At 65.7% G+C, this 20,334-nt stretch carries 20 protein-coding genes; 6 read left to right on the top strand and 14 right to left on the bottom strand.

Translation table 11 applies throughout. The annotated features are described in order from the left end of the window. Positions 1–38 precede the first annotated feature (38 nt). Positions 39–461 carry a nucleoside-diphosphate kinase gene (gene ndk / locus HLH36_RS05220; protein WP_182965653.1) on the bottom strand — a complete coding sequence of 141 codons (423 nt, stop codon included), beginning with the start codon at positions 459–461 and terminating at the stop codon, positions 39–41. A 171-nt stretch (positions 462–632) separates the two neighbouring features. On the opposite strand from ndk, the gene HLH36_RS05225 reads away from it, so the two are divergent. Further along, positions 633–2,516, top strand: a complete 1,884-nt coding sequence (locus tag HLH36_RS05225; RefSeq protein ID WP_182985413.1) for an ATP-binding cassette domain-containing protein — start codon at positions 633–635, stop codon at positions 2,514–2,516. A 198-nt stretch (positions 2,517–2,714) separates the two neighbouring features. After that, positions 2,715–3,848 carry an AI-2E family transporter gene (locus HLH36_RS05230; RefSeq protein ID WP_182985414.1) on the top strand — a complete coding sequence of 378 codons (1,134 nt, stop codon included), beginning with the start codon at positions 2,715–2,717 and terminating at the stop codon, positions 3,846–3,848. Positions 3,849–3,863: 15 nt separating this feature from the next. Here the strand turns inward: HLH36_RS05230 and HLH36_RS05235 are convergent, their stop codons facing one another. Genes HLH36_RS05235 through HLH36_RS05250 form a run of 4 tightly spaced genes read right to left on the bottom strand, consistent with a single transcriptional unit; the run spans position 3,864 to position 8,096 of the window. Further along, on the bottom strand, positions 3,864–4,466 hold the full coding sequence (locus HLH36_RS05235; protein ID WP_182985415.1) for an HAD-IA family hydrolase: 603 nt from the start codon (positions 4,464–4,466) through the stop codon (positions 3,864–3,866). Next, a complete protein-coding gene (locus HLH36_RS05240) occupies positions 4,463–4,945 on the bottom strand; it encodes a hypothetical protein (protein WP_182985416.1) in 483 nt (160 codons plus the stop codon). Before HLH36_RS05240 ends, HLH36_RS05235 begins: the two co-directional genes overlap by 4 nt. Positions 4,946–4,962: 17 nt before the next feature. Further along, entirely contained in the window at positions 4,963–6,108 is a 1,146-nt protein-coding gene (locus HLH36_RS05245) for a DegT/DnrJ/EryC1/StrS family aminotransferase (protein WP_182985417.1), read from the bottom strand. Next, positions 6,105–8,096 carry a polysaccharide biosynthesis protein gene (locus HLH36_RS05250; RefSeq protein ID WP_246376493.1) on the bottom strand — a complete coding sequence of 664 codons (1,992 nt, stop codon included), beginning with the start codon at positions 8,094–8,096 and terminating at the stop codon, positions 6,105–6,107. Before HLH36_RS05250 ends, HLH36_RS05245 begins: the two co-directional genes overlap by 4 nt. Before the next feature lie 73 nt (positions 8,097–8,169). On the opposite strand from HLH36_RS05250, the gene HLH36_RS05255 reads away from it, so the two are divergent. Next, positions 8,170–9,186, top strand: a complete 1,017-nt coding sequence (locus HLH36_RS05255) for a glycosyltransferase family 4 protein (RefSeq protein WP_338030396.1) — start codon at positions 8,170–8,172, stop codon at positions 9,184–9,186. Between the two features lie 31 nt (positions 9,187–9,217). Here HLH36_RS05255 and HLH36_RS05260 read toward each other — a convergent pair whose 3' ends face one another. From HLH36_RS05260 to HLH36_RS05270, 3 genes are all read right to left on the bottom strand, one after another. Beyond that, positions 9,218–9,676 carry a hypothetical protein gene (locus HLH36_RS05260; RefSeq protein WP_408871853.1) on the bottom strand — a complete coding sequence of 153 codons (459 nt, stop codon included), beginning with the start codon at positions 9,674–9,676 and terminating at the stop codon, positions 9,218–9,220. Between the two features lie 198 nt (positions 9,677–9,874). Then, entirely contained in the window at positions 9,875–10,282 is a 408-nt protein-coding gene (locus tag HLH36_RS05265; protein ID WP_182985420.1) for a MarR family transcriptional regulator, read from the bottom strand. 160 nt (positions 10,283–10,442) lie between these two features. After that, a complete protein-coding gene (locus HLH36_RS05270) occupies positions 10,443–11,867 on the bottom strand; it encodes a leucyl aminopeptidase family protein (protein WP_182985421.1) in 1,425 nt (474 codons plus the stop codon). Positions 11,868–12,000: 133 nt separating this feature from the next. Between HLH36_RS05270 and HLH36_RS05275 the strand changes: the two genes are divergently transcribed. From HLH36_RS05275 to fdxA, 3 genes are all read left to right on the top strand, one after another. Continuing rightward, entirely contained in the window at positions 12,001–14,646 is a 2,646-nt protein-coding gene (locus tag HLH36_RS05275; protein WP_182985422.1) for a helicase-related protein, read from the top strand. Next, positions 14,643–14,960, top strand: a complete 318-nt coding sequence (locus HLH36_RS05280; protein WP_182985423.1) for an RNA-binding S4 domain-containing protein — start codon at positions 14,643–14,645, stop codon at positions 14,958–14,960. The genes HLH36_RS05275 and HLH36_RS05280 overlap by 4 nt, the downstream gene beginning before the upstream one ends. Before the next feature lie 175 nt (positions 14,961–15,135). Then, positions 15,136–15,468: a ferredoxin FdxA gene (gene fdxA, locus HLH36_RS05285; protein ID WP_182985424.1), complete on the top strand. Its 333-nt coding sequence runs from the start codon at positions 15,136–15,138 to the stop codon at positions 15,466–15,468. A gap of 398 nt (positions 15,469–15,866) precedes the next feature. Here the strand turns inward: fdxA and HLH36_RS05290 are convergent, their stop codons facing one another. The 6 genes from HLH36_RS05290 to cyoB form a co-directional block, all read right to left on the bottom strand. Further along, positions 15,867–16,391, bottom strand: a complete 525-nt coding sequence (locus HLH36_RS05290; RefSeq protein WP_182985425.1) for a DUF5384 family protein — start codon at positions 16,389–16,391, stop codon at positions 15,867–15,869. Between the two features lie 14 nt (positions 16,392–16,405). After that, positions 16,406–16,960, bottom strand: a complete 555-nt coding sequence (locus tag HLH36_RS05295) for a hypothetical protein (protein WP_182985426.1) — start codon at positions 16,958–16,960, stop codon at positions 16,406–16,408. 127 nt (positions 16,961–17,087) lie between these two features. Next, entirely contained in the window at positions 17,088–17,348 is a 261-nt protein-coding gene (locus HLH36_RS05300) for a hypothetical protein (RefSeq protein ID WP_182985427.1), read from the bottom strand. A 51-nt stretch (positions 17,349–17,399) separates the two neighbouring features. Continuing rightward, positions 17,400–17,732 (bottom strand): cytochrome o ubiquinol oxidase subunit IV, encoded by a 333-nt coding sequence (gene cyoD / locus HLH36_RS05305; protein WP_182985428.1) that lies wholly within the window; start codon positions 17,730–17,732, stop codon positions 17,400–17,402. Beyond that, entirely contained in the window at positions 17,732–18,337 is a 606-nt protein-coding gene (gene cyoC / locus HLH36_RS05310) for a cytochrome o ubiquinol oxidase subunit III (protein WP_182965623.1), read from the bottom strand. The genes cyoD and cyoC overlap by 1 nt, the downstream gene beginning before the upstream one ends. After that, positions 18,337–20,331 (bottom strand): cytochrome o ubiquinol oxidase subunit I, encoded by a 1,995-nt coding sequence (gene cyoB, locus HLH36_RS05315; protein ID WP_182985429.1) that lies wholly within the window; start codon positions 20,329–20,331, stop codon positions 18,337–18,339. The genes cyoC and cyoB overlap by 1 nt, the downstream gene beginning before the upstream one ends. Between the last annotated feature and the right edge of the window lie 3 nt (positions 20,332–20,334).

The raw sequence follows: 20,334 nt of genomic DNA on the forward strand, positions 1-20,334 counted from the left end.
CCGATGGCGGGCACCCGAGGGTGCCCGCCCACTGCCGATCAGGGCAGGATTTCGGTCTGTGCGAAGAAGAACGCGATCTCGTTGTTCGCGTTTTCCAGGCTGTCCGAACCATGGACCGAATTCGCTTCGATGCTCTCGGCGAACTCGGCGCGCACGGTGCCGGGGGCAGCCTTCTTCGGGTCGGTGGCGCCCATGACGTCACGATGCTTCAGGACGGCGTTCTCGCCTTCCAGAACCTGCACCACGACCGGGCCGGAGATCATGAACGACACCAGGTCGTTATAGAACGGACGCTCCTTGTGGACGGCGTAGAACGCGCCGGCGACCGCTTCGGTCAGCTGGACGCGCTTCTGCGCCACGATCCGCAGGCCGGCCTCTTCGAACACGGCATTGATCTTGCCGGTCAGGTTGCGCCGGGTCGCGTCCGGCTTGATGATCGACAGGGTACGTTCGGTCGCCATGGGATGGCTCCTTCTTCTTGGTCGCATTGCATGACCGGGACCCCCTGCCCATCCGGACCGGCGCCCCTCACGCGCGCCATCTAGAGCATATTGGGCAGGACTGGTAGGTACAGCATCACGAATCCTGCCCGCCTCGCCGGGCAAGCCGCCAAATTTCCGGAGCCTGCCCCCGTGAGTCTGCTCGTCATCTCCGACCTGACCCTTCGCATCGCGGGGCGCACCCTGCTGGACGGAGCGTCGCTGAGCGTCGATCCGGGGCGCAAGATCGGCCTGGTCGGGCGCAACGGCGCCGGCAAATCCACCCTGCTGGCCGCCATCGCCGGCGACATCGCACCCGATGGCGGCACCATCACCCTGTCCTCGCGCGCCCGCATGGCCCGCATCCGGCAGGAAGCCCCCTCCGGCGACGCCAACCTGCTGGACACCGTGCTGGCCGGCGACCTCGAACGTACGACCCTGCTGGCCGAATCCGAACGGACGACCGACCCGGCGCGACTGGCCGACATTCACGAGCGCCTGCGCGCCATCGGCGCCGACAGCGCGCCTTCACGCGCCGCCACCATCCTGTCGGGGCTGGGGTTCGACGCCGCCGCCCAGGCCCGTCCGGTCTCGGATTTCTCGGGTGGCTGGCGGATGCGCGTGGCGCTGGCCACCGCCCTGTTCCTCAACCCCGACCTGCTGCTGCTGGACGAACCGACCAACCATCTGGATCTGGAAGCCACCATCTGGCTGGAAAGCTGGCTGGCCCGCTTCTCCGGCGCGGCGCTGATCGTCAGCCACGATCGCGGATTGCTGGACCGCTCTGTCGACGCCATCGCCCATCTCGACCAGCGCCGCCTGTCGCTGACCCCCGGCGGCTATGACGAGTTCGTCCGCATCCGCACCGAGCAGGCCCTGCAACAGGCCCGCGCCGCCGAGCGGATCGCCGCCCAGCGCGCCCACATGCAATCCTTCGTCGACCGCTTCCGCGCCAAGGCCACCAAGGCCCGGCAGGCCCAGGCCCGCGTGAAGGCGCTGGAAAAACTGCCGGTGATCGAAGCGGTGGTCGAGGATACGCCCACCCGCTTCGCCTTCCCCGAACCCACTCCCCTGCCGCCGCCGATGCTGACGCTGGACCGCGTGTCGGTGGGCTATGACGGCAAACCGATCCTCTCGAACCTGTCGCTGCGGCTGGACATGGAAGACCGGATCGCCCTGCTGGGGGCGAACGGCAACGGCAAATCGACCTTCGCCAAGCTGATCGCCGGCCGCCTGGCGCCGCTGTCGGGAACGGCCAACCACAATCCGCGCCTGCGGGTCGGTTATTTCGCCCAGCACCAGGCCGAGGAACTGGTGCCCGACGAAACACCCGTCGCCCACATGGCCCGCGCCATGCCCAAGGCCCCGCCCACGGCCGTACGCGCCCAGCTTGCCCGTTTCGGACTGGATGCCGACCGCGCGGACACCGTGACCCGCGACCTGTCAGGCGGCGAAAAGGCCCGGCTGCTGCTGGCGCTGGCCACCCGGGACGCCCCTCATCTGCTGATCCTGGACGAACCGACCAACCATCTGGACCTGGACGCGCGCGAGGCGCTGATCCGCGCCCTGGCCGAATTCGAAGGCGCGGTGCTGCTGATCAGCCACGATCCGCATCTGGTCGAACTGGTGGCCGACCGGTTGTGGCTGGTGGGCGACGGCACCGTCCGCCCCTTCGACGGCGACATGGCCGAATATCGCGTCTGGCTGTCCGAACGCGCCCGCGCGGCCAGCCGGCCGGCAACGACTCCCACCGCACCGAAGCGCGAAGACCGTCGCGACCGCGCCGAAGCCCGCAAGGCCGTAGCCCCCCTGCGGAAAAAGGCGCGCGACGCCGAAGCACGTATCGGCAAGCTGACGGCGGAACGCGCCCGGCTGGAAACCCGCCTGGCCGACCCGGCGCTCTACGCCACCGGCAGCGCGGAGGACGTGACGGCGATCAACACCCGCCTCGCCGCCATCGGGCGCGAAGAAGCGGCGGCCGAGGAAGAATGGCTGCTGGCCGAGGCCGCGATCGAGGAAGCCTCCGCCCAGGACTGATCGGACACCAAATGCCCGACCGGGCCGTCCGGTCCCGTTTCTCCGGGGTGGCATCCCCCTGGTATCCTTTCATTCACGGGAACGTTGCCACTATGCCTTCTACTCCGTAGGCGCGCGCCCTTGCGGCCTCCGCCGGCATCGACGCGCGCGGACGGATATGCGAACCAATCCTCCTGCCGACCACAAAGCGGAAACGCCATGCCCCCCACCGCCGTGACCGACTCCAAGCCAGCCGCCTCGACCGAGAAGCGCGAACCCCGGCACGAAACGCCTCCCACCGATCCGCGTGCCATCCAACTGGCCAAGATCCACGCCCTGCTCCAGAAGACGATCCTGCTGACAGCCGTGATCCTGTCGATCTGGCTGCTCGGTCCCGTGCTGATGGTCGTCTTCGCCGCGACATTGCTGGCGGTCATCCTTCACAACCTGGCGCTGCTGGCCCAGCGATGGATCAGGTTGCCCTACTGGCTGGCGCTCACCCTGGTCGTCGTGATCCTGCTATCCGCCTTCGCCGGCCTGATCTGGAGCAGCGGCCCCACAATCGCCGAACAGGCGACACGCCTGCGCGTGGCACTGACCACGCAGGCCTATGCCGTGCGGGCGCAACTGGGCACCAGCGAGTTCGGGCGCACGCTGCTGGACTATCTGCCGCAGGCGCTGGGCGGCACCCAGACCGGCGGCAGCGGCGGCGAAGGCATGGGGTCACGCATCGCCGGGTCGATGACCGGCGTCCTCTCCTCGGCGTTCGGCGCCGTCGGCACGCTGGCGGTGATCCTGATCGCCGGCCTGTATTTCGCCCTGTCTCCCGCGCTGTATGTCAACGGCCTGCTGCGCCTGTTCCCCACGACACACCGCCCGACGGCGCGGGAATTGCTGCTGGTGGCAGGGCGCACATTATGGGCCTGGACCACCGGCCAGGCGCTGGACATGTTCGTCGTCGGCCTGCTGTCCGCGCTTGGCCTGTGGTTCATCGGCGTGCCGCTGGCGCTGGCGCTGGGCGTCGTCGCCGGCCTGGCGAATTTCATCCCCTATATCGGCGCGTTCATCGGCGCGATCCCCGCCATCCTGCTGGGCCTGTCGGTCGGCACGCGCGAGGGGCTGATGGTGCTGGGGCTCTATACCGCCATCCAGTTCTTCGAGGGCAACGTCATGGCGCCGCTGATCCAGCGCCACGCGGTGCAGATGCCGCCCGGCGTGACCATCCTGTCGCAGACCGTGTTCGGCACCATTCTCGGCCTGCCGGGGCTGATCCTGGCCTCGCCGCTGACGGCGGCCCTGCTGGCCGTGATGGACCGCGCCAGCCCGCCGCTCGACGAGTCCGACCGGGTCTGAACCCGGTCGGCAGATTCACATCTGGTCGGTAGCGGGCCGGATATACGGGCGGATATCCACCCCCTGCATGCCGGCATGACCGGCCGCCGCCAGCCCCTCGGCGCTATCCTCCAGCACCAGGCAGCCATCGGGCGCGGCGCCGAGCCGGCGCGCGGCCTCCAGAAACAGGTCGGGAGCCGGCTTGGGGCGCGCCACATCGTCGATCGTCACGACCGTATCGAACAGGTCCAGCAATCCCGTACGGGTCAGCGACGCACGCACGATCTCGCGCGATCCGCTGGACGCCACCGCCATCGGCAGCGTGCCCCGATACCGGCGGGCCAGGTCCGCCACCACGGCGATTTCCCGCAGGTCGGCCATGGCCGACAGCACATTCCGCCGGGCGGCACGGACAATGGCGGCCCGATCCAGCGGCCGCCCCAGCTCCGCCTCCATCAGGTCCAGCACCATGTGTTCCGACAGCCCACCCCGGCCATGAAACCATTCCGGCGCCACCTCATGCGCCGCCTCCGACTGCAGGGCGGCCAGCCACGCCCGCAGATAGAGCGGCAACGTATCGACCAGCGTACCGTCGCAATCGAAGATCAGCGCCGTCGCTTGCGCCGGGACGGCAATCACGGAAAGGCGGTCCGCTCATAGGGATGCTGGTCCACAAGCTGGCGCAGCGGCGCGAAATCGCCTTCGGAGAACTGATGAACGCGGATCACGGCACCCGGCCGATCCTCCAGGAACACCGTATCGTTCCAGTCGGCGGCGCTGATGCCGGTCCACAGCGTCATGCTGTAGGGGACGGGCTTGCCGTCCGGTCCAGCCGGCCGGTTTGCCGTCAGGGTGATGGTGGCATCGCCCGACGAAGGCGGCGTCTGTCCCAGCGGCCCCCACACGGCGCGATGATGTTGCAGCCAGTCATTGAGCGTATGGATCTCCGCCGCCGACAGCGCACGCTGCTGGCGCATCGGCCCCACGCTGATCACCCCCGAACTCATCTCGGGGATTGTCAGCGGCTTGAAATTCGGCATCGCGAAGGACCACAGCACGGCCGTTGTCCCGACCGTGACCCCCAGGAATCCCAGAAGCAGCGCTGTTTCCCGTCTCATGCCAATGTCTTTCTCGTTTATCCGCGAACAGCCGCGACAATGCGCGCGACTTCCGCATCCGTCAGTTCGGGGTGAATGGGCAGGGCGAGAATACGGCAAGCCAGATCTTCGGCAACAGGCAACGCCGTTCCATCATGGTGGCCCTGATATGCGGGCTGAAGGTGGAGCGGGCGCGGATAATAGATGGCCGAGGGCACGCCATACGCCTTCAGCCGATCCTGCAAGGCCGCGCGGGCGGCCTCGCTTTCGGCCAGCACGGCATAGACCGCCCACGCGCTCTGCGCGTCCGCCACCCGTGCCGGCGTGACGACGGCCCCCTCCAGGCCCAGATCATAGGCCCGCGCGATCGCCTCGCGCCGCGCCAACTCGTCGTCGAACCCTTCCAGCTTCGCCAGCAGGATCGCCGCCTGGATTGTATCGAGCCGCCCGTTCATGCCCGTACGCAGCACTTCGTACCGCGTCTTGCCTTCGCCATGGGTGCGCAGCGAGCGGTACAGCTCCGCCCGCTCCGGGTCGTCGGTCAGGATCGCACCGCCATCGCCATAGCCGCCCAGCGGCTTGGATGGAAAGAAGGACAGGGTCGTCGCCGTGGCCTCGCGCCCCAGCTTGCGGCCCGACAGCGCCCCGCCGAACGACTGGGCGCAATCATCCATCAGGAACAGCCCCTCGCGCTCCGCGATCGCCCGCAATTCGGGCCAGGGCGCCGGCTGGCCGAACAGATCGACCCCCACGATCGCCCGCGGGCGCAACCGCCCGGCGGCGCGCACTTGCGCAATCCGCTGTTCCAGACTGGCCGGGTCGATCTGGAAGGTGCGGGGATCGACATCGACGAACACCGGCGTCGCATTCAGCAACAGCGGCACCTCCGCCGTCGCCGTATAGGTAAAGGCCGGCAGGAAGACGGCATCCCCCGGCCCGATACCCTCGGCCATCATCACGATCTGGATCGCATCGGTGCCGGACGACACGCCGACGCATTCGCCCGCGCCGGCATAGGCCGCCAGGGCTTGCTCCAGTTCCGCCACTTCCGGCCCCATCACGAATCGGCAATGGGCCAATACCGTGTCGATTCGCCGCCGGATCGCATCGCCCAGCCGCGCCTGCTGCGCCGGCAGGTCGAGAAACGCGATGGGCGCAAGGCTGTCGGAAAACGGGGCAGTCATGGATGTATCGTCCTTTCGGCGTCGGTCGGTTCCGATGTCGGTTCCGCCATCGTATCGTGCAGATCGCCTGTCGGGTTATGGGCGAATTCGGGAACGAGACCCTTGATCAGCGCAAGGACCGAGGACGCATCGCCACTGTGGCAGGTCGCCGCCAGCCGGTCGATGACCTGCCCCACCGCATGACGGTCCACGATGCGCGGCGTCGCCATGCGCAGGCCCGGATGGTCGGTTGCGGCCGGGGCCTCGCGCCCATGGAACAATTCCTCGAACAGTTTTTCGCCGGGACGCAGGCCGGTGAAATGGATCGGCACGTCGATCTGCGGACGCAGCCCGGCCAGACGGATCATCTGCCGCGCCAGATCGACGATCTTGACCGGCTTGCCCATGTCCAGCACGAAAATCCCGCCATTGCGCAGCAGCGTGTCCGTCCCGCTTCCGGCCTGGTCGCGGATCGTGCCGCGCACGCTGGCCTGCAGGACCAGCCCCACGGCCTCGGACACCGTCATGAAATAACGCTGCATATCCGGATGGGTCACGGTCAGCGGACCGCCCCGCTCCAACTGGCGGCGAAACAGCGGCACGACCGATCCCGTCGACCCCAGCACATTGCCGAATCGCACGGTCACGCAGCGCATGGCATTGCCGCCCCCGCTTCGGGCCTCGACATCCAGCGCCTGGCAATACATCTCGGCCGCGCGCTTGGACGCCCCCATCAGGCTGGACGGGTTCACCGCCTTGTCGGTCGAGACCATGACCAGGGCAAGCGCCCCGTTGCGCGCCGCCGCATCGGCCACCACGCGGGTTCCGATCACGTTGGTCAGCACGCCCTCGCACGGATTGGCTTCCACCATCGGCACATGCTTCAGGGCCGCGGCGTGAAAGACCAGTTCCGGCCGATAGAGGGCACAGATCTCCTCCATCCGGTCGCGATCACGGATATCGGCCAGGATCGCCTCGCGCCGGATGGCAGGCGCCCGCTCGGACAGTTCGAGGTCGATCTGCCACAGGGCAAACTCCCCATGATCCAGCAACAGCAGATGCCCGGGCGCATATCCCGCGATCTGCCGGGCCAGTTCCGACCCGATCGATCCCCCGGCCCCCGTCACCAGGATCGTGCGCCCGCCCAGCAGGGCCGCCATCCCCTCCCGGTCCAGGTCCACCTGCGGCCGGTTCAGCAGGTCCTCGATCGCGATCGGCCGCAGTTCCAGGCGCGCGGCCGGGGTCAGTTCGGTCAGGTCCGGCGCCCGCTGGACGGACAGGCCCCGCTGCTCGGCCGATGTCAGGACCCGCGCCAGTTCCTCACCCCGGAATTCGGCATCGGTCACAATCAGCAGGTCGGGCCAGTCCCTCCCGCCACGGGCGCGGTCCAGGATATCGTCCATGGTCCGCACATGGCCCAGAATGGGCACGCCATGGATTCTGCGCCCCGTCTGCCGCCGCCCCCCGGTCATGATGCCCGCAACCCGGAACGCCGCATGCGGCGCGCGCTCGATGGCGCGGATGAACAGGTCGGCGGACTGATCGGACCCGATCAGCACCACCTGGCAGGACGGATACCGCCGCGTCGCATGCCGGCAGGACAGGCGGTAGACGATCCGCAACCCGCCCAGCGACACCAGCAGCACCAGGGCATGGATGAACGGAAAGGCCGGGGTGGGAATCGGAAAGCCGGTGGCATAGAGGCCCAGCGAGAACAGGAGGGCGCTCGCCGCCGACGCCCCGGCGATCCCCAGCAGGTCATCCACCCCGGAAAAACGCCAATATTGCTGCTGGACGCGGAATGGCAGGCTGCTGAGCACCAGCGTGATCGCGCCACCCGCGATGAACCACAGCGGATGCAGCAGGCCGCCACCAGGGTCGGCCAGCCAGCGGGCCAGCGGAGCCGAGAGCGCGGCAAGCCCTCCATCCAGCATCACGTTGACGGCGATTCGGTTGACCGGACGCCGCCAGTCGGCGGGCTCGTCGGGGTCAGGACGTTGCGAAGCCATTATCCCAACCATATAGCCCAGCCCATTCCATGCTAGAAGGAGCCATGACGACAAAACATCGCGGCAGCCGGTCGTGATCGCCCTCTTCCCGTTCCTGCTGTTCGCCACCTGGATCACCGCCGGCCTCGCCGTCGCGGCGACGATCCGCCTGGGCGTCATGGACCATCCGGGACATCGCAGTTCCCACACAAGGCCCACGCCCAAGGGCGGGGGCATCGGCATCGTGGGGGCATTCATATTGGCGGTGCCCGTCGGGCGCGTGCTCCATGGCATGACGCCGCTGGACCTGCCCGTCGCCGCCCTGCTGGCCGCGACACTCCTGCTGGGCGCGATTTCCTGGCTGGACGATGTCTATCAATGGTCCCCCCTCGTCAAACTGGGGGCGCAGATCGCGGCGGCTGTCATGGTGGCCATGACATTGCCGATTCCCCCAGGCCTTCCCGCCATCCTGCCCACGCCCCTGGCCTTTCCAGCCTGGTGGGTCCTGGCGGTCTCGGCCCTGGTTTTCACGACCAATGCGGTCAACTTCATGGACGGGCTGAACGGGCTGGTATCGGGGTCCGTCATGCTGGCCTGCCTCGTCCTCGGTGCCCTGGCGACAGGCACGCCCCTCGGGACCATGGCCCTTCTGCTGGCGGCGGCGCTGGCAGGCTTCCTGCCGTTCAATTTCCCATCGGCCCGCATCTTCATGGGCGATGTCGGCAGCCAGCCCTGCGGGCTGCTGGTGGGCGCGTTCGCGCTGACCTGCGCAAGCCACCCGGGCATGACCGCATGGTACGTGGTTCCCATGCTGCTGGGCGGATTGATCTACGATGTCCTGTATACGCTTGTCCGCCGCTGGCGGAACGGTGCCCGCCTGATGGAAGGCCATCGCGAACATCTCTACCAGCGTGCAACGCAGAGCGGCCTCTCGCCGGTTGCCGTCACCCTTGTCCACTGGTCATTCGTCCTGTGGGGAGGAATGGCGGCATACGCCGTGCTTCACGGCATCATGGGGGTGGCGGCAGGCCTGATGGCCGTCCTGCTGCCGCAACTGCTCTGGAGCGCCTTCGTCGAACGACGCATGAAGCAGCCGACCCGCACCGCCTGAACGATGACCCGGATCGGCTGCGGCAGACCCGTCAGCGGGTCAGCGTCAGTTCCAGCCCCTGGGCGGCGCCCGCCAGCCGCGCACCCTGCGAGATCGTGTCGATCTTGATCGTCACGCCATTGCCGTTATGCAGCAGGCTGCCACCCACACCGCTGCCCAGCGTAGCCTCGCCATTGCCGGCCACGTAGGTACCGTCGAAATCGTGCAGGTGCTTCAGGTTATAGACGGTGCCGGTGCCTTCGACCTTCGAATATCCGACCGCGGCGATCGACCCGCCCTTGATGGTGAAATGATAGGTATGGTGGCCGTAGGTCAGCGTTCCCGTGCCCCACGTCCAGCCAATGCCGACATCGGCGGATTTGGCAACCAGCCGGATACGCCCGACAGGCGTACCCAGTTCGTCGGCGGCACGGGCAGTCACCGGGCCAGAAAGGGACGTCGTCAGAAACGGAACGGCGAGAGCGGCCACGGCAACGATACGCGATGCCATATGCATGATCTTTCTCCTTCGGTCTGTCCCGATCGGCTGAATCGACGTGCATGGGGAATCGGCACCCTATGGGCGCGCGCAGGCACGCCATGGGCGGACCATCGGTCACGCCTGGCTATCGGCCCGCTCGTCCGATCGGTCTGTCGTCTTCCAGAATGGAAATGACGGCTGCCCGGACGGGCAGCCGTCCCGGCGAATTCAGCCGGCGGCGCGGCGCGGCGCGCGCTCTTCGCGCACGATCTTGGCCGTGCGCCCGGTCGCCGGCACGCCAGCGGCCTCACCCATGATCGAGCGCAGTTCGCGCAGATAGGCCGAGCCCTTCAGCGTGCGCTGCACCAGCACCGAACGGCGATCCATCGGGTCCACCTTGCGGCGGGCCAGATCCAGTTCGCCGAGCCGGTCGAGCGCACGGGTGATGGCGGGCTTGGACACGTTCAGCGCCGCCGCGAGGCCACGGACAGTATGCGCCCCTTCCTCGAGATAGCAGGTGAGGAAGACGCCAAGCTGGCGGGCCGACAGATCGGGCCCGTCCCGGCGCACCATCGCAACGACGGTGTCGCGCAGCGTGTTGACCAACTGGTCGGTGGTCGATGAGTTCTGAGCCATAGTGAAAAAGCCTTTCCCGAGGAGGTCGGCAACGCCCCCAAAAAGTTTTGCCGCCAGCGTTCCCGCTCAGGGCCGACGGTCATTCCAGAACCGTATATAGTTTCAGAATGCGGCAGATATAAGCCCAGGGAACGGGAATAGTTCGATCCTTGTCATTATTTCACGATTGCGATTTGTCCCTTACATGAAGGATCGGCAACAAAGCTGCGTACACAGCCCGCAAAACCGGGATTTCCCCTCCTTCCGGCCGGCCGGAACGGTAATGATCGTTCCATGCATACAGATCGATATGTGCCCAGCGCACGCCTGTTTTGATGAATTTTTTTAAAAAGAGAGCCGCCGTAAGCGATCCGGCCATGGGTTTTGCCGACACATTGTTCATATCGGCCACCGGACTCCGCAGCCACGAGGCATAATCATCCCATAGCGGCAGGCGCCACAGCGGATCGCCGCACCCCTCTCCGGCCTCCAGGATCGCCTGCGCGACCCGATCGTCATTGCTGAACAGCGCCGGCAGGTCGGGCCCCAGCGCCACCCGGGCCGCGCCCGTCAGGGTGGCGGCGTCGATCAGCAGATCCGGGTCGGCATCGCCGGCCTCGGTCAGCAGGTCGCACAGCACCAGCCGGCCTTCCGCATCCGTATTGCCGATCTCCACCGTCTGCCCGGATCGCGTGACCACGACATCCGACGGGCGCATGGCGGTGCCCGAGATGCTGTTTTCGACGCATCCCAGGCGAAGCTCCAGGCGGATGGGCAGGTCCCGCACCATCACCAGCCGGGCCAGGGCCAGCATGACGGCAGCCCCGCCCATGTCCTTCTTCATGCGCAGCATCCCCGCCGCCGGCTTGATGTCATAGCCGCCGGTGTCGAAGCACACGCCCTTGCCGACCAGTGACAGCAACGGTGCCTTCGGGCCGGCCCGGCTGCCCTCCCAGCGGGCGACGACCACTTTCGGGGCGCGCGCCGACCCGGCCCCGACATGGGCCACGGTCGGATAGACCCGCGCCAGCTTCCGCCCCTTCACGATCTCCAGCCGTGCGCCCAGCGGCTCCAGCATGCCGCAGGCGGCATCGGCCAGTTCGGCCGGCCCCATCAGGTTGGGGGGCGCGTTGATCAGGTCCCGCCCCAGCCGAATCGCATGCGCGACCTCCGCCCCCGCCGCACCACCCGCCGGCACGACCAGGCGCGCAATGTCCCGGCCTGGCGAGGCCGCACGGCCGAACGCGGGCATGCGATAGGCCCCGAGGCAGAATCCCAGGACCGCCGTGTCCGGGGCAATGCCATCAGGCAGCACGATCTTCCACGCCCCCGCCGGCAGGCTGCCCGCCAGCGTGCCGAACTGAAACGGGTCGGCCCCCGCCCGTACGCCCAGCACCGCCGCGGCCACACCATCCTTGCCCGGCACCAGCCCCAGTTCCCCGATCTGCCCCCGAAAACCCGACTCGCGAAGGAAGGCAGCACCCGACTCACCGACTCGTTCCACCAGGGTCCCGAGATCGGCCTGGGTGATCGCGTGGATCACACGGACGCCACTGCCTCGCCCCCGTGTGGACGGCAACAGGCAGGGGAATTCTTCAATGGACATCAGCGGCCTCCGCGATCCGAACACCGCCAGCGTGCGTCCTGCCCGCGGGCAACGCAACCGGTCAGTACCTTATTCTACAATCGTGACGCGGGTTTTGCTTGCAATCCGCCCGGGGTCATCTGAGCATGGCACCATGATGGGTGCATCCCCGGGGGCCGGGTCCCCCAGTGCCGCGCGACACGCTCTCCATCCTGCGAATGCCAGGAGAATCAGGGCCGTCCTCGGCCCGACCAATACGGGCAAGACCCACCTGGCCATCGAGCGCCTGCTGGCCCATTCCAGCGGCATCATCGGCTTCCCCCTGCGCCTGCTGGCCCGCGAGAATTACGAGCGCATGGTCGCCGCGAAAGGCGCCGGCGCGGTCGCGCTGATCACGGGCGAGGAAAAGATCGTCCCACCAAACGCCCGCTGGTTCTCCTGCACCGTCGAGGCCATGCCTTTGGACCAGCGCGCGGAATTCGTCGCAGTCGACGAAATCCAGCTCTGCGCCGATCCCGACCGGGGCCATATCTTTACCGACCGGCTGCTGCATGCGCGCGGCATGGTGGAAACCATGTTCCTGGGGGCGGAAACAATCCGCCCGCTGCTGCGCCGTCTGGTGCCGGGGATCGAAATCGACACCCGCCCCCGCCTCTCCAGCCTCACGCATCTGGGTGCCTGCAAGCTGACACGCCTGCCCCCCCGCTCCGCGATCGTCGCCTTCTCGGCAACCGAAGTCTATGCGATCGCCGAGCTGATCCGGCGCCGGCGCGGAGGATGCGCCGTCGTCATGGGGCAGCTCTCCCCGCGCACCCGCAACGCCCAGGTCGCGCTGTATCAGGAACGCGAGGTCGATTACCTGGTCGCGACCGACGCCATCGGCATGGGCCTGAACATGGACGTCAACCATGTCGCCTTCGCCGGCCTGTCGAAATTCGACGGCATGCGGGCCCGGCGGCTCTTCCCCGCCGAAATCGCCCAGATCGCCGGCCGGGCCGGACGCGGCATGCGCGACGGTACCTTCGGCACCGCCGGCACCTGCCCCCCTTTGTCGGAGGAGGTGGTCGAGGCGGTCGAAACCCACCGTTTCGATCCGATCGAGCGCCTGTTCTGGCGCAACAGCGATCTGGATTTCTCCAATCCCGAGGCCCTGCTGGCCAGCCTGAGCCGCCCCCCGCCCTTGGTGGGACTGACCGCCGGCAACGAGGCGACCGACGTGCTGACCCTCAGCAGCCTGGCGGCAGTGCCGGACATCCGCAACCTCGTCCGCTCGTCACGCGCCACCCGGCTGTTGTGGGAGGCCTGCCAGATCCCCGATTTCCGCAAGCTGGGCGACGAGAGCCACACCAGGCTCTGCGCGCGGATCTTCACCCATGTCATGCGCGACCAGCATGTGCCCGAATCCTGGATGGAGGCGCAGATCGGGGGCTTCACCCGGATCGACGGCGATATCGATTCCCTCATGCACCGCCTCTCGGGCATCCGCGTCTGTGCCTATATCGCCGCCCGCCGGGACTGGGTGCGCAACGCCCCCCACTGGCAGGAACGCACCCGCGCGGTCGAGGACCAGTTGTCGGACGCGCTGCACGAGCGGCTGACCGCACGCTTCGTCGATCGCCGCGCCGCCTCCCTGATCCGCCGCCTGGACGAATCCGCCGAGGAAGATCTGCTCTCCGCCGTCACCGCCCAGGGCGAGGTCGTGGTGGAAGGCCATCCGGTGGGACGGGTGGCGGGCCTGGACCTGGTGGCGGATTCCGCCTCCGCCCTGCCCGACCAGCGCCTGCTGCTGCGCGCCGCCCGCCGCGCCCTGCGGACCGAGATCCCCCGACGCGTCCAGGCGCTCACGCAGGCGCCGGACGACGCCTTCGCGTTTTCGGCCGATGGACGCTTCGTCGAATGGGATGGCGGCATGGTCGCGCGCCTGCGCGGCGGCGACCATCTGCTCCGGCCGCGCATCGACGTCATGGACAATTCCTTTCTCGACGGCGCGCAGAAGGAACGCATCCGGGCCCACCTGGCACAATGGCTGGACCGCCAGGTGCGCGAGGCGATGGCCCCCCTGTTCGCCGCCCGCGCCGCCGTGGAGGCGGACCCGACGTTGCGCGGCATCCTGCACCGGCTGGAAGAACAGGGCGGCGTTGTGGCCGACAGCCTGTCCGTGCCCCCTGCCCTCCGTGCCCGCCTCAAGGATTTGGGCGTGCGCATCGGCCGGCATGCGGTGCTGATGCCCGCCCTGCTGCGGCCCCATGCCATGCGCCTGCGGGCGATCCTGCTGGCCGCGCGCACCGGGCGAAAACTGCCCGACCTTCCGCCCCCCGGCGCGGTCTCGGTCCCCGCCGACGGCCCGCATGACGGCATCCTGGCGCAGCTAGGATGGATCGCCGCCGGCCCGGTGCGCCTGCGCCTCGATATTGCCGAGAAACTGTCCGGCGAACTGCGCTGGCGGGCCCGCAACGGCCCGGTGCCCCTGCCCGACGGATTGCCGTCGCGCCTGGGTGTCCGGCCGGAAATGGTGGCGGCCATCCTCAAGGCCCTGGATATTCCCGTCCGCGCCGCCCGCCCGCTGGGCGCCAGCGAATACGGCCCGGCCGCCCCGGCCATGCTGGCGGTGACGCAGGATGCACGACGCCGCCAACGGCACCGGACGGCTCCCGCCCCCCATGACGGTCCACCTCGCCCGTCCGGAAAGGCGAAGGGCCAGGCAGCAAAACCCACCCGCCCCATCTCCCCTCGGGCTGCGCATGCCGTCCCGGAGGGCCCGTTCGCGGCACTGGCCGTGCTGAAATCCCCACGCCGATGAGCCGCGAGCGCATCGCCCCGGATGAAGCCGTGACACAGAGGCTCGATAGCTGGCTATGGTGCGCGCGCTTTGCCCGCAGCCGGCCCGACTGCGCCCGCATGGCCCAGGCCGGTCTGGTGCGGATCAACCGGCAGCGGACCGAAAAGGCCCATGCGCTGGTGCGCCCGGGCGATATCCTGACCTTGCCGCCCCCGACCGGCGACGGCGTGATGGTGCTGCGGATCGTGTCGCTGGCACAGCGGCGCGGCCCGGCAACGGTGGCCCGCCTGCTCTACGAGATCGTGCCGGAGCGGGCCCTGTCGCCCGTGGACTGACCATCGCCGCGCCCCGACAGGCCGGCATGGCGTCTTTGACTTGCCATGGCTTCAAAAGACTTTCATACCAACGCCCATCATAGGCGAGGCTCCCGTTGGCGGCACCTCGCAGGCCCCAAGGCTGATGATGTCGTCGATCGACGTCATCGCAGCTACAGATAATCGGAGATGAACGATGACCTACGTGGTCACCGAAAACTGCATTCGCTGCAAGTTCATGGACTGTGTCGAGGTGTGCCCGGTCGATTGCTTCTATGCCGGCGAGAACTTCCTGGTCATCAATCCCGACGAGTGCATCGATTGCGGCGTGTGCGAACCGGAATGCCCGGCTGAAGCCATCGTTCCCGACAGCGACGACCGCGCTGCCGCCTGGGCCGAGATCAATGCCAGCTATTCCGCCAAATGGCCCAACATCACGCGCAAGGGCACTCCCCCCGCCGACGCCGAGGAATGGAAGGATAAGCCCGGCAAGAAGGACCTGCTGTCGCCGGAGCCGCACAAGGACTGATATCCAGGATTATGGTCTCTGACCGGTAGAGATCAGACGGTACTGCGAGGCAGATTCAGCTTTTCGGCGACATCCCGTGCGATGAAGAGCGAATTTGCCTCAAGATGCAGCTACTGTTCCTGCTCACGACCAACTCGACCGATGCATCCACCCACTGCCCCATGCTGCATATCAGCAGGCGGTACTCGCGATTATTCTTGTCTCTCGCTGCGTGCGGCCGTGGAATGCGATGGCCCGACCTCTGGGCCTCGTCACTATGATCGACAAGACCGACACATTGTACGATCTCGGATGCGAATAAAAAGCCCGTTCAGATAATCCCACCTGAACGGGTTGAATGTTAATCAGAACTGCAAAATAGAGCGACGCCCACAAACCCGGGTGCATCGGATCATGGGCTAATGGAACCAGCCCGATTCCTTCTTCACGGCAGCCTGACCCTCCAATTCGGCTTTGGCGCCGTTTTTCTCCATCAGCACCTTCGCACCCTGCGAAACATTCCTGTTCGCATCAGCCTGGGATCGCGTCAGATCAGCCGCGGCGTCCTTCTGCTTCAGCGTGCTGTCGATGATGTCGTTCTCACGAGAGACATCCGTCTTTTTCGCCTGAAGATCCAGTTCCCGGCTCTGGAGGTCCAGTTCCCGCAGTTTGTCCGCGTAGGCCTCATCCTTGGCCTCACGCGCCTCCAACTTGGCGCGCCGAGCAGCCGCGACGGCTTCAGCTTGACGCCGAGCCTGCTGAGCCCTAGCGGCCTGGGCCTGCTCCTGGTGCCGCAATTCCGCCTGCTGCGCTGCCCATGCCTGACGTGCCGCCGCCTCATTTTGATCCTGTGCGGCGGAAACCGCATTAATCTGGTCGGTAAGGCTCTGCGCGAAAACGGAACACGGCAAGGCAAGAAACGCGAGTAAGGCAACCCGTTTCATTACATTTCCTCAGATCATGATTTCTGCGGCGGAGGGCACTCATGGTTGGGCTGAACGCGAGTTTCGGTTGGGCTCCCTTGAATCATGACAGCCTTGCCCGGCACGTATTCACACAAACGTCCGACTTGAGCGGAGCTGAAGGTCTGATTGCCGTCCTGATAGGTAATCGAAACGCCATCGACCAGAATCTGCCCGGGAACGAGAGACCCGGCGGCCGCGCCGACACCACCGCCACCGAGGCCGCCCAGCACCCCAGCTGTGGTCGAATGCGCTACACCCGCGCCGAGGCCGGCACCAAGACCGGCGCCCAATAGTCCCCCCACGATCTGCGCAGTACGTTGGTTTTGCGCATTGCTGACCTGGACCCGGGCAGGCATTACAGCAAGAATATTGATCACATGAGCCAACTGCCGTTGGTTGACTTGAGCAGCATTGTAAGTGTCGGCTCTGTTCTCGTCACCAGGCGTCGCGCACGCGGACAGGACCAATGGCGCAACCAAAGCACAAGAAACCAAAATTCTTGAATTTTTCATATATATCTCTCTCATCGCATCCGGGAATGCCGGCATTCGAAAGAAATCATTCCCAAATAGCGATTATGCATCTTTGTTTCATTTTGTAAAGAAGGCAAAAATGGGGCAAAATTGCGTTATTAACGTGCACTCAAACAGAGAGTCATACAAAAAAGAATAATCACTAAATCGTGTAAGAAATGACGAGCGGCATCGGTTCTGATCCTTTGTGATGCGAGAACCTCATAGATGATGGCGGCAGCGAAGTTTGCCGGACCGGATTGGTCCGCCGTTTATCCGTGCGGCCAGCATGCAACCGCTTCTCAGCGGGCAACCCCAGATTCGCTCGCGCCGCCACCCACTTGGCCTCGTTCGAGCTGAATCCAACACTTCCGGCACGGACATGAAAAAGGCCGGTGAGGGAAACCTCACCGGCCTTTTTCATGTCTGGCATCCAGCCGGTCCGGGTGCCTTGCGGCACCCGGGATGGCGGATATCAGCGCGACATCATGTTGATCGAGGTGTCATGCATGATGAACAGCGTGCCGACGATCAGGACAAAGACCGTCAGGACGGTGAAGACAAACGCCATCACATTCCAGCGCTGCTCCGACGACGTGTTCATATGCAGGAAGAACACCAGATGAACCACGATCTGCACCGCAGCCAGGATCGCAATGGCAGCAATCGTCCCGGAGGGCGAGAAACTGTGTGCCATCACGACACCGAAGGCGGCAACCGTCAGCAGGACAGAGATGACGAACCCGGTAAGGTAAGACCCTACACTTCCGTGGCTCGCTCCCGAATGGTCCGTATGCGCGTCAGCCATCAGATCACACTCATCAGATAGACAAAGGTGAAGACACAGATCCAGACGATATCCAGAAAGTGCCAGAACAGGCTGAGGCAGGTCAGCTTGTTCGTCATGCGCTCGGACAGGACGGTCTTCCCACCCGTCTGGACGATCAGAACCGCCATCCACAGCAGGCCGCAGGTCACGTGCAGACCATGGGTCCCGACCAAGGTGAAGAAGGCCGACAGGAACGCGCTGCGATCCGGTCCGTTGCCTTCCGCAACCATGTGCGAGAACTCGCGGAGCTCCATGAACAGGAAGCCCAGGCCTAGGATGAAGGTCACCCCGAGCCAGCCCCGCAGCGCGCCCAGCTTGTTCTGGTGCGCGCTGATCATCCCGAAACCGTAGGTGATCGAGCTCAGCAGCAGCAGCGCCGTCTCGATCCCGACCCCGTTCAGATCGAAGATATCCTTGCCGGTGGGACCACCGGCAAACTGGTTGCGCATCACAGCGAACACCGCGAACAGCGTCCCGAAGATGATGCAGTCGGTCATCAGATACAGCCAGAACCCGAACACCACGGGAGATTCGTGGTGTTCCTCGTGGGCATGGGCCGCATCAGCAGTGATATCGTGCGCCATTATTCCGCCGCCTGTGCCGCCAGAAGGTTACGGGTATGCTCGTTCTCGATACGGGCAACCTCGGACGCCGGCACATAATAGTCGACATCGTTGTTGCTGCTCCGTGCGATCACGGTCGCGATGACACCGATCAGGCCAACGGCCGCCAGCCACCAGATCCACCAGACCGCGGCGAAGCCGAGGATCAGGCTGAACATGCCGACGAAGAAGCCCGCGGCGGTGTTCTTCGGCATATGGATCGGCTGGTAGTTCGAGCCGGCGGCACGGGTATCGATGCCGGCCTCCTTGTCGTGGGCGAACGCATCCAGGTCATGCACCACCGGAACAACCGCGAAGTTGTAGAACGGCGGGGGCGAGGAGGTCGACCATTCCAGCGTGCGCGCATTCCACGGATCGCCCGTCAGATCGCGGTTTTCGGCCAGGTTGCGGTCACGGATCGAGACATAGAGCTGCGTCAGCTGGCAGACGATGCCCAGGGCGATCATCACGGCGCCGGCTTCGGCAACCAGCAGCCACGGATACCATTCCGGATTGTCATAATGGTTCATACGACGGGTCATGCCCTCGAAGCCCAGGACATAGAGCGGCATGAACGCGAAGTAGAAGCCAACGAACCACAGCCAGAACGCCCGCTTGCCCCACGCTTCGTTCAGCTTGAAGCCGAAGGCCTTGGGGAACCAGAAGTTCATCGCTGCGACATAGCCGAAATACACACCACCGATGATGACGTTGTGGAAGTGGGCGATAACGAACAGCGAGTTGTGCAGCACGAAGTCGGCAGCCGGGATGGCCAGCATGACGCCGGTCATGCCACCGATAGTGAAGGTGATCATGAAGCCGATCACCCAGTACATGGTCGCGTGGAACTCGACGCGGCCCTTATACATGGTGAACAGCCAGTTGAAGATCTTCACGCCCGTCGGGATCGCGATGATCATCGTCATGATTCCGAAGAATGCATTGACGTTGGCGCCGGCACCCATGGTGAAGAAGTGATGCAGCCACACGAGCATCGACAGGACCATGATCGAACAGGTCGCATAGACCATGGTGTTGTAGCCGAACAGCGGCTTGCGCGAGAAGGTCTGCGTGATTTCCGAGAACGCGCCGAACGCCGGCAGAACCAGAATGTAGACTTCCGGATGCCCCCAGCCCCAGATGACGCTCAGATAGAGCATCTGGTTGCCGCCACCGTCATTGGTGAAGAAGTGCATGCCCAGGTAACGGTCCAGGCCGAGCAGGCCCAGGGCCACGGTCAGGATCGGGAAGGACAGCATGATCAGCACGCTGGTGCAGAAGATGGTCCAGGTGAACACCGGCATCTTCATGAACGTCATGCCCGGGGCACGCATCTTCACGATGGTGGTGAAGAAGTTCACACCGGTCAGCAATGTGCCGACGCCCGAAAGCTGAACCGCCCAGATATAGTAATCGACACCGACACCCGGACTGAACTGCTGCTCGGACAGGGGCGGATACGCCAGCCAGCCGCACTGCGAGAACTCACCGATGAACAGCGAAATGTTAATCAGCACGAAGCTGATCGTCGTCATCCAGAAGCTGAGCGAGTTCAGGAAGGGGAAGGCCACGTCGCGCGCGCCGATCTGCAGCGGCACGATCACGTTCATCAACCCGGTCATGAACGCCATCGCCATGAAGAAGATCATGATGGTGCCGTGAGCCGAGAAGATCTGGTCGTAGTGATGCGGTGGCAGGTAGCCCGGGTTGCCGGCATAGGCCAGCGCGAGCTGCGAGCGCATCATGATGGCGTCCGCGAAGCCACGGAACAGGGCAACCAGCGCCAGCACGATATACATCACGCCCAGACGCTTATGGTCGACCGAGGTCAGCCACTCTTTCCAGAGATAGCCCCACTTGCCGTAATAGGTGATGAGCCCAAGCACCGCCAGACCGGCGATCGCGGCACCGGCAAAGGTACCAACAAGGATAGGCACATCGATCGGAATGTCCGACCAGCTTAATTTTCCTAACATCGG

The organism is Gluconacetobacter aggeris, assembly GCF_014174395.1.
In the GTDB taxonomy this organism is placed as follows: domain Bacteria; phylum Pseudomonadota; class Alphaproteobacteria; order Acetobacterales; family Acetobacteraceae; genus Gluconacetobacter; species Gluconacetobacter aggeris.

Coding starts and splice junctions, on each gene's coding strand:
- ndk (WP_182965653.1), bottom strand. CDS start 461: ATGGCGACCGAACGTACCCTGTCGATCATCAAGCCGGACGCGACCCGG.
- HLH36_RS05230 (WP_182985414.1), top strand. CDS start 2,715: ATGCCCCCCACCGCCGTGACCGACTCCAAGCCAGCCGCCTCGACCGAG.
- HLH36_RS05240 (WP_182985416.1), bottom strand. CDS start 4,945: ATGAGACGGGAAACAGCGCTGCTTCTGGGATTCCTGGGGGTCACGGTC.
- HLH36_RS05245 (WP_182985417.1), bottom strand. CDS start 6,108: ATGACTGCCCCGTTTTCCGACAGCCTTGCGCCCATCGCGTTTCTCGAC.
- HLH36_RS05250 (WP_246376493.1), bottom strand. CDS start 8,096: ATGGCTTCGCAACGTCCTGACCCCGACGAGCCCGCCGACTGGCGGCGT.
- HLH36_RS05260 (WP_408871853.1), bottom strand. CDS start 9,676: ATGGCATCGCGTATCGTTGCCGTGGCCGCTCTCGCCGTTCCGTTTCTG.
- HLH36_RS05265 (WP_182985420.1), bottom strand. CDS start 10,282: ATGGCTCAGAACTCATCGACCACCGACCAGTTGGTCAACACGCTGCGC.
- HLH36_RS05270 (WP_182985421.1), bottom strand. CDS start 11,867: ATGTCCATTGAAGAATTCCCCTGCCTGTTGCCGTCCACACGGGGGCGA.
- HLH36_RS05275 (WP_182985422.1), top strand. CDS start 12,001: ATGATGGGTGCATCCCCGGGGGCCGGGTCCCCCAGTGCCGCGCGACAC.
- HLH36_RS05280 (WP_182985423.1), top strand. CDS start 14,643: ATGAGCCGCGAGCGCATCGCCCCGGATGAAGCCGTGACACAGAGGCTC.
- fdxA (WP_182985424.1), top strand. CDS start 15,136: ATGACCTACGTGGTCACCGAAAACTGCATTCGCTGCAAGTTCATGGAC.
- HLH36_RS05290 (WP_182985425.1), bottom strand. CDS start 16,391: ATGAAACGGGTTGCCTTACTCGCGTTTCTTGCCTTGCCGTGTTCCGTT.
- HLH36_RS05295 (WP_182985426.1), bottom strand. CDS start 16,960: ATGCCGGCATTCCCGGATGCGATGAGAGAGATATATATGAAAAATTCA.
- HLH36_RS05300 (WP_182985427.1), bottom strand. CDS start 17,348: ATGAAAAAGGCCGGTGAGGTTTCCCTCACCGGCCTTTTTCATGTCCGT.
- cyoD (WP_182985428.1), bottom strand. CDS start 17,732: ATGGCTGACGCGCATACGGACCATTCGGGAGCGAGCCACGGAAGTGTA.
- cyoC (WP_182965623.1), bottom strand. CDS start 18,337: ATGGCGCACGATATCACTGCTGATGCGGCCCATGCCCACGAGGAACAC.
- cyoB (WP_182985429.1), bottom strand. CDS start 20,331: ATGTTAGGAAAATTAAGCTGGTCGGACATTCCGATCGATGTGCCTATC.